A 5,307-nucleotide genomic window follows, 5' to 3' on the forward strand; every position below is an offset into this window, starting at 1 on the left:
GGTCGGGGGCCGAGATCGGTGACCGCGAGGAGCACCGCCACCAGGGTCGGCATGGCGTCGATCAGCGCGATCGTGGCCCAGGTGCGTCGATTGCGGAACATCTTCGACAGCTCGCCCCGGATCACGCGGTCACCCCGTCGACCCCGAACCGGTCGGTCCCGGAGGTCGTGGCAGCCATCACGACATCCTCCAGGCGCCGATGCTCCGGAGCCAGGCGGGTCACCCGCACGCCGGCAGCGACGAGGCGGGCGTTCAGCTGCGCCACGTCGGGGGCGCGGACGATCAACCGTCCAGCACACCCACGCGCGTGCACATCTGCTCGATCTCGCCGAGCAGGTGGCTGGACAAGAAGACCGTGGTGCCCGCCCGGTTGAGGTCGAGCAGCAGCCGGCGGATCTCGTTGATGCCCTGGGGATCGAGTCCGTTGGTGGGCTCGTCGAGGACCAGCAGGCGCGGCTGGCGGAGCAGGGCCATCGCGAGACCGAGCCGTTGACGCATCCCCAGGGAGTAGACGCGGACCGGCCGCGCGTCGACCCTCGCCAGCCCCACCCGCTCCAGTGCCTCCTCGATCCGTCGGGTCCGCGACCTGCGCCCCCCTCCGGGCCCGACGGCGTCGAAGAGTGCGAGGTTGGCGCGCCCGGACAGATGCGGGTACGCCGCCGGCCCCTCCACCAGGGCGCCGACCTGCGGCAGCACGTCGGGGGCGGCAGCCGGCATCGTCTCGCCGAGCACCTCGATCCGACCTGAGGTGGCCGGGACAAGGCCGAGGAGCAGCCGCACGGTGGTGGTCTTGCCCGAGCCGGTGGCGCCGAGGAACCCGTAGACGTCGCCCTCACGGACGTCGAGGTCGACGGCGTCGACGGCACGCTCCAGGGCGTCGCGGGTGAGGGTGCCGGCGAGCAGCCAGCCGCTGTCCCCGCGGGACCCGGTGAGCAGCACGCCGAGCGGCCCGAGTGCGACGACGGTCCGGTCCTGGTCCTGCTCGACTCCCGGCGTGATCGCCATCTGGGTCCGGAGCGCATCCGCCTCGCGGTCCCGGAGCGGGATCGCGATCAGCTGGGTCGTCCCCTGGCCGTACACGCCCACTGCCCGGTCGGAGGAGGCGGTCTTCTGCAGCCCGACCACGACACGGGGCGGGAGGACCGGCGCGTACTGGTTGGCCGCGTCCGCGATGTCCAGCTCATCGTCGTACTCGACATCGGTGCCGGCTGCGGCCTCGAAGCTGCTGACGTCGGTGGGACGTTCGGTGGAGAAGCCGGTGAATCGACTCGTGAGAGCGGGCGAGGCTGCGCCTCGGGCGTACACCTCCACCAGCAGGGGGACGCCGGAGTCGCCGTCCGCCCACAGGTCCACGTGGTCGATGCTGGACAAGGGGGACCGGGTCCGCACCCGCAGCCCCGGGGCGCTCCTGCCGGCCAGCCGACGCGCCGGGGGCACCAGGTCGCCGGGGCGCGGCAGCCGGACGTCCGGATCGCGGCTGAGGGTGGCCTCGGCGCGCTCATAGTTCCACTCCAGCGTGGTCGCGCCGTCCCGGAAGAGGTCCACCTCCCCGGTGACCAGCAACCGGTCGACCCGCCAGTGCTCCGCGTCGCGCCACCACACACGCAACCGCGTCCGCTCCCCGAACAGCGCCGCGATGCTGCTGAACCTGTCCGCGTCGGGAAGTTGGAGAGTGCCCTCTGTCTCCACCTGTCCCGACCATGACCCGCTGAGGGAGTCGCGCGCGTGCTGCAGCAGGGTCGACGCACTCACGCCCTCGTCTCCGGCTGGCAGCGATCGGACGGCCACGGGGCCGCCAGGAGCACCGCCGCGACGAGCGCGACCAAGCACCAGCGCCGCACCCGGGTCATGGCGTTGAAGGCTACGCCGCCGCACGCGCCCGCGGGGAGCCGTTTGGTCTCAGAGGTGTGCCAGCGCGCCGCTCAGGACCGAACGCAGCCGCTGCTCGATGTCGTCGAACTCGGGCTGGCCGATGATCAGCGGCGGCGCCAGCTGGATGACCGGGTCTCCGCGGTCGTCGGCACGGCAGTAGAGACCGGCCTCCCACAGGGCGTGGGAGAGGTAGCCCCGCAGCAGGCGCTCGGACTCGGCGTCGTCGAACGTCTCCTTGGTGTCACGGTCCTTGACCAGCTCGATGCCGTAGAAGTAGCCGTGCCCGCGCACGTCGCCGACGATCGGGAGGTCGAGCAACTTCTCCAGGGTGCTGCGGAAGCCCGGTGCGTTCTCCTGGACGTGGGCGATGATTCCCTCGCGCTCCATGATGTCGAGGTTGGCCATCGCCACCGCCGCTGAGACCGGGTGGCCGCCGAACGTGTAGCCGTGGGCGAAGGCGTTGGTGCCGTCCTTGAAGGGCTCGAAGAGCCGGTCGGTGGCGATCATCGCGCCGATCGGGGAGTAGCCCGACGTCATCCCCTTGGCGCAGGTGATGATGTCGGGTTCGTAGCCGAACTCGGCGCAACCGAACATCTCACCGACCCGACCGAAGGCACAGATGACCTCGTCGGAGACCAGCAGGACGTCGTACTGGTCACAGATCTCGCGCACCCGCTCGAAGTAACCGGGGGGCGGCGGGAAGCAGCCGCCGGCGTTCTGGACCGGCTCGAGGAAGACGGCCGCGACCGTGTCGGGCCCCTCGAACTCGATCGCCTCGGCGATCCGGTCGGCGGCCCAGCGGCCGAAGGCCTTCTCGTCGTCGCCGAGGTAGTCGGGGCGGCGGTAGAAGTTGGTGTTGGGCACCTTGTGCGCACCGGGGACCAGCGGCTCGAACATCTCCTTGAGCCCCGGGATGCCGGTGATGGACAGGGCACCCTGCGGGGTGCCGTGGTAGGCCACGGCGCGGGAGATCACCTTGTGCTTGTTGGGCTTGCCGGTGAGCTTGAAGTACTGCTTGGCCAGCTTCCAGGCCGACTCGACGGCCTCCCCGCCGCCGGTGGTGAAGAAGACCCGGTTGAGGTCGCCGGGGGCCATCGCGGCCAGCCGGTCGGCCAGCTCGATGGCGCGCGGGTGGGCGAAGGACCAGATCGGGAAGAAGGCCAGTTCGCGCGCCTGCTTGGCCGCAGCCTCGGCCAGCTCCTCGCGTCCGTGCCCGACCTGGACGACGAAGAGCCCGGACAGCCCGTCTATGTACTCGCGGCCGTGGCTGTCCCAGATCTTGTGGCCCTCGCCCTTCACGATGAGCGGCATCTCGCCGCCCTTCTCGTAGGTCGAGTGCCGGGTGAAGTGCAACCACAGGTGGTCGCGGCCGGCCGACTGGTAGTCGAAGTTCTTGTCGAGGCTCATCGGGTTCCCCAGTTGTAGTGCTGCTTGTTGAGCTTGAGGTAGACGAACGTCTCGGTGGAGACGACCCCCTTCAGCTCCCGGATTTGTCGAATGACGTCGAGCAGGTGCGGGTCGTCCTCGCAGACGACCTCGACCAGGAGGTCGAAGCTGCCGGCGGTGGTGACCACGTAGTCGATCTCGCGGAGGTCGGCGAGGAGGTCGCCGACCACGAGCGGGTCGCCGTCGGTGCGGATGCCGATCATGGCCTGCCGGGTGAACCCGACCTGGGTGGGGTCGGTGACCGCGACGACCTGCATGACCTCGGAGTCGAGCAGCTTCTGGACCCGCGCCCGCGCGGTCGCCTCGGACAGGCCGACGGCCTTCGCGATGGCGGCATACGAGGCACGACCGTCCTCCTGCAGGAGCTCGATGATCCGCTTGGCGGTGTCGTCGAGCCGCGTCGGCCCCTCACTCATAGGCCCCATGGTGAGGTCGTGGATGCAGAACTGCAAGTGCTCGGCCAAAGAATCCGTGCTTTTTGGTCTCAATTTATGCGCTTCCCGCAGTTTTGTGACCATCAACTATGGAGATACCGGCGAAATCGTCCTACTCTCCCCTCACGGCACCTGAATCCGGAGGACGTCCATGACCAGCCCACGCAGTCTGCGCAACTTCATCGGCGGCACCTACGTCGACGCCAGCACGGGACACTCGACGGAGGTGATCAACCCGGCCACCGGACAGGTCGTGGCGCACGCGCCGCTCAGCGGGACCGATGACGTCGACGCCGCCTACGACGCGGCCGGGCGCGCCTTCGGCGAGTGGGGTCGCACGACGCCCAGCGAGCGCCAGAAGGCCCTGCTGGACTTCGCCGACGCCATCGAGCGCCGCGCCGACGACTTCGTGCACCTCGAGGCGGAGAACACCGGCAAGCCGCACGCCCTCACGGCGAGCGAGGAGGTGCCGCCGATGGTCGACCAGCTCCGCTTCTTCGCCGGCGCCGCCCGCGTGCTGGAGGGCCGCGCCGCCGGGGAGTACATGGCCGGGCACACCTCCTGGGTACGCCGCGAGCCGATCGGCGTGATCGGCCAGGTGACCCCGTGGAACTACCCCATGATGATGGCCATGTGGAAGATCGCGCCCGCCCTGGCGGCCGGCAACACGATCGTCCTCAAGCCGAGCGACACCACCCCGGAGACCACGCTGCTGATGGCCGAGATCGCCTCGGAGTTCCTGCCGGCCGGCACCTTCAACGTGGTGACGGGCGACCGCGACACCGGCCGCCTCGTCGTCGAGCACGCCTCTCCCGCCATGGTCGCCATCACCGGCTCGGTGCGGGCTGGTGCGGAGGTCGCGCTGAGCGCTGCCCCGAACATCAAGCGTGTCCATCTCGAGCTGGGGGGCAAGGCCCCGGTCATCGTCTTCGACGACGCCGACCTCGAGGCCGCCGTCGAGGGCATCGCGACGGCGGGCTACTTCAACGCAGGCCAGGACTGCACGGCCGCCACGCGCGTGCTGGCCGGTCCCCGCATCCACGGTGCCTTCGTGGAGGCCCTGGCCGACTACGCCCGCACCCAAGCGGTCGTCGGGCTCCCCGACAACGACGACGCGCTGCTCGGGCCGGTGAACAACGCCCTCCAGCTTGCGCGGGTCACCGGCTTCATCGAGCGTCTGCCCGGCCACGCAACCGTCTCGGCCGGCGGCAACCGGCTCAGCGAGCTGGGCGAGGGCTTCTTCCTCGAGCCGACCGTGATCTCCGGGCTGCGCCAGGACGACGAGGCCGTCCAGCAGGAGATCTTCGGTCCGGTCATCACCGTGCAGCAGTTCGACGACGAGGCTCAGGCGCTCGCGTGGGCCAACGGTGTCGACTACGGGCTGGCCTCCTCGGTGTGGACCAAGGACTTCGGGCGGGCGATGCGGATGTCGGCCGCGCTCGACTTCGGGTGCGTCTGGATCAACACCCACATCCCGATCGTGGCGGAGATGCCGCACGGCGGCTTCAAGAAGTCGGGCTACGGCAAGGATCTCTCGATGTACAGATTCGAGGAC

At 69.9% G+C, this 5,307-nt stretch carries 5 protein-coding genes; 1 reads left to right on the forward strand and 4 read right to left on the reverse strand.

What is annotated here, in order from left to right:
* Positions 1-121: 121 nt before the first annotated feature.
* The 4 genes from RMO85_RS02305 to RMO85_RS02320 all read right to left on the reverse strand — a co-directional run bounded on the left by RMO85_RS02305 (position 122) and on the right by RMO85_RS02320 (position 3,734).
* Positions 122-286: a hypothetical protein gene (locus RMO85_RS02305; RefSeq protein ID WP_310526226.1), complete on the reverse strand. Its 165-nt coding sequence runs from the start codon at positions 284-286 to the stop codon at positions 122-124.
* A complete protein-coding gene (locus RMO85_RS02310) occupies positions 283-1,752 on the reverse strand; it encodes an ATP-binding cassette domain-containing protein (RefSeq protein ID WP_310526227.1) in 1,470 nt (489 codons plus the stop codon). The genes RMO85_RS02305 and RMO85_RS02310 overlap by 4 nt, the downstream gene beginning before the upstream one ends.
* Positions 1,753-1,899: 147 nt before the next feature.
* Complete coding sequence (locus RMO85_RS02315) at positions 1,900-3,279, reverse strand: aspartate aminotransferase family protein (RefSeq protein ID WP_310526228.1); 1,380 nt, start codon at positions 3,277-3,279, stop codon at positions 1,900-1,902.
* Positions 3,276-3,734 carry an Lrp/AsnC family transcriptional regulator gene (locus tag RMO85_RS02320; protein ID WP_310526229.1) on the reverse strand — a complete coding sequence of 153 codons (459 nt, stop codon included), beginning with the start codon at positions 3,732-3,734 and terminating at the stop codon, positions 3,276-3,278. The genes RMO85_RS02315 and RMO85_RS02320 overlap by 4 nt, the downstream gene beginning before the upstream one ends.
* Positions 3,735-3,903: 169 nt before the next feature.
* On the opposite strand from RMO85_RS02320, the gene RMO85_RS02325 reads away from it, so the two are divergent.
* A partial coding sequence (locus tag RMO85_RS02325; protein WP_310526230.1) for a gamma-aminobutyraldehyde dehydrogenase occupies positions 3,904-5,307 on the forward strand: 1,404 nt, incomplete at its 3' end.

The organism is Nocardioides sp. (assembly GCF_031422975.1).
Classification (GTDB): Bacteria; Actinomycetota; Actinomycetes; order Propionibacteriales; family Nocardioidaceae; genus Nocardioides.

What these genes read in the sequence shown, in the direction of transcription:
- RMO85_RS02315 (WP_310526228.1), bottom strand. Translation starts at nt 3,279, where the DNA reads ATGAGCCTCGACAAGAACTTCGACTACCAGTCGGCCGGCCGCGACCAC.
- RMO85_RS02320 (WP_310526229.1), bottom strand. Translation starts at nt 3,734, where the DNA reads ATGAGTGAGGGGCCGACGCGGCTCGACGACACCGCCAAGCGGATCATC.